The sequence below is a fragment of the Nitratidesulfovibrio oxamicus genome (assembly GCF_015731765.1).
GTDB classification, from domain to species: domain Bacteria; phylum Desulfobacterota; class Desulfovibrionia; order Desulfovibrionales; family Desulfovibrionaceae; genus Cupidesulfovibrio; species Cupidesulfovibrio oxamicus.
The window spans coordinates 1-2,879 of record NZ_VRYY01000334.1; the positions used below are offsets into that span (position 1 = coordinate 1).

Annotated in this window: 2 protein-coding genes; one reads left to right on the forward strand and one right to left on the reverse strand. The window is 66.5% G+C overall.

From position 1 onward, the window contains the following. The first annotated feature begins 144 nt into the window (after positions 1-144). Positions 145-1,704 (forward strand): DHA2 family efflux MFS transporter permease subunit, encoded by a 1,560-nt coding sequence (locus tag FVW20_RS11640; RefSeq protein WP_196609741.1) that lies wholly within the window; start codon positions 145-147, stop codon positions 1,702-1,704. 121 nt (positions 1,705-1,825) lie between these two features. Here FVW20_RS11640 and FVW20_RS11645 read toward each other — a convergent pair. Further along, positions 1,826-2,879, reverse strand: a 1,054-nt coding sequence (locus tag FVW20_RS11645; protein ID WP_196609742.1) for a glycosyltransferase, incomplete at its 5' end; no start/stop codon positions are given.

Consider the following 2,879-nt stretch of genomic DNA (forward strand, 5'->3'; position numbering starts at 1 on the left):
GGACAGGCGGCGAAGCCCGCCGCCAACGGCACGGGTTCCGCGTCGGGCCTGGCACCGGGCCTGGCACCAGGGATGACCAACGCCACCGCCCCGGCCCAGCCAGCCCCGTCGGCCCCCAGGCAGTAGCCGGTACGGCAGCCCCGCATGTCCAAAGATCCCGAATCGGTCAACCGCTGGCTCATCACATTGGCGGTGATGGTGCCCACGCTCATCGAAATCCTGGACACCAGCGTGGCCAACGTGGCCCTGAAGCACATTCAGGGCAGTCTGGCCGCAGGCGAGGAAGAGGTGACCTGGGTGCTCACCTCGTACCTGGTGGCCAACGCCATCGTCATTCCCATGAGCGGGTGGCTGGCGCGGCTCATGGGGCGCAAGCGCTTCCTCATGTTGTCCATCGCCGTGTTCACCGCCAGTTCGCTGCTGTGCGGGGCGGCCACCAGCCTGGCCCAGATCATCCTGTTCCGCATTTTTCAGGGGCTTGGCGGCGGCGGGCTGCAGCCCATGTCGCAGGCCATCCTGATGGAAACCTTTCCGCCACAGCAGCGCGGCATGGCCATGGGCATCTTCGGCGTGGGGGTGGTGCTGGGCCCCATCCTGGGGCCGTTGATGGGCGGCTACCTGACGGACAACTTCAGCTGGCGGTGGATATTCTACATCAACCTGCCGGTGGGGCTGCTGGCGCTGTACCTGGCCGGGGCCTTCCTGTTCGACCCGCCGTACATGGAACGCCGCCAGCGCGGCGAGATGGTGGACTACCTGGGCCTTGCCCTGCTGACCACGGGCATCGGTGCGTTGCAGATCGTGCTGGACAAGGGCCAGCAGGACGACTGGTTCAGCTCGCCGTTCATCACCACCCTGACCGTGGTTTCGGCGGTGTCGCTTGTGGGGCTGGTGTTCTGGGAACTGCGCCATCCAAGGCCGGTGCTGGATTTCCGCATTCTGAAGAATCGCAGCTTTGCAATCGGCAACGTGGTGATGTTTTTCGGGTTTTTCGCATTTTTCGGGTCCATCGTGCTGCTGCCGCTGTTCCTGCAAGGGCTGATGGGCTACACCGCCTACCTTGCCGGGCTGGTGCTGGGGCCGGGCGGCATGCTGGCGCTGGTGTTCATGCCCGTGGCGGGCAAGCTGACCGAACGCATCGACGCCCGCTGGATGCTGGCCTTCGGCATGCTGGTGTGCGCGTATTCGCTGCACATCATGGCCGGGTTCAACCTGCACATCGACTTCGGCACGGCGGCCTTCGCCCGTGTGCTGCAAGGCATCGCCATGCCGTTCTTCTTCGTGTCGCTGTCGGTGGTCACCTTCGCCTACGTCCCGCGCGAGGCCATGAACACCGCATCACCCCTGTACAACCTGTTGCGAAATCTGGGCGGCTCGTTCGGGGTGGCCTTCGTCACCACGCTGCTGGCCCGGCGCACCCAGTACCACCACAGCGTGCTGGCGGAAGACATGACGCCCCTTTCCCCCGCCTACGAGTTGGGTTTCGAGCAGATTCGCAACGGGCTGGCCATGCAGCTTGGAGAGGTGGCCGACCTTGCCGAACGCACCCGCGTGGTGATCTATCAGCTGCTTCAGCGAGAGGCATCCGCCCTGGCCTTCAACGACGCCTTCTTTTCGCAGGGGGCCATCTTCCTGCTGCTGTTCTTCTGCGTGTGGTTCATGCGCAGGCCGCCGCGCGGCAAGCATGAGGGCTTTGTCGAGTAGGCGACGGGCGTTGTTTCCTGTTTGCCGGTGATGCCGGACATTGACGAAAGGATGGCCGCCGCTCCCTGAGAGCGGCGGCCATCTTGCGTGTGCCTTGCGGAAGATGGATCATCGTTGGGTATCAATCCCTTGCGTTGGCGGCCAGTTCCGCGCGCACGGCTTCGATGACTTCCAGATACCGGGCAAAGACCTGCTCGTCGTCTTCCACGCAGCCGAAGTCCGTACCGGCCTCCACGTCACGCAGATCGAAGATGGCGTTGGCCAGCGCCCACGGTTCCGGCTGGTCCAGCACCCGGCCCGTGCGTCCGTCGTCGATGAGGTCGCAGGCGCCCGTGGCGCGGGTGGTCACCGTGGGCACGCCCATGGCCTGCGCCTCGGCCACCACGTTGCCGAAGGTGTCGTAGAACGAGGGGTGGCAGAGCACGTCGAGCCCGGCGTAGAAGCGCGGCATGTCGGCGGCCTTGACCTTGCCGAGGAAGACCACCCGCTTTTCCACGCCCAGCGATGCGGCGTAGTCGGCATACTTGCGGCTGCGCCGCCCCCCGGCCACCACCAGCACGTATTCCTCGGGCAGGTGGGCCAGCGCGGCGATGAGCCGGTCGAGCCCCTTGAGCTCGAAGTTGCTGGAGCAGAATCCGATGGCCCGGTGCTTTTCGCGCAGCCCCACCAGGCGCCGGGATTCGCCGCGCAGGTCGGTGAGGCGGCGGACGTTGAAGCGCCGGGTGTCCACCCCGTTGGGGATGACCACCACGGTGGCCGGGGAATGGGGAAACTGGCGTGCCACGGCGGCCCGCACGTTCTGCGAAATGGCGATGATGCGCCGGGTGGCCGGGTGGTTGTATATCTTGCGGTCCAGCACGGTCATCAGCAGGTTGTTGGGATTCAGCAGGCGCGAGAGCGCCTTGGTGAACCGCCGCAGGGGCGAGCGTTGCGCCGCCAGGCTGTTGCGCATGAAGTCGCGGTGCGGCCCGCCCGACCTGTGGATGTGGCAGCCCGCCATGTTGCCGAAGCTGACGCTGACAGTGGTCCGGGGCAGTTCGCGCAGGGCGCGGGTGGCGGCCAGGTGCAGGCCCAGGTTTTTCATGAACCGGCCCGGTCGCCACAGCCCCAGCACCCGGATATCCACGGCCAGCGGCGCGGCGTCCGGGTCGGCCTGCGGGGCCTCGCCGCCCCGG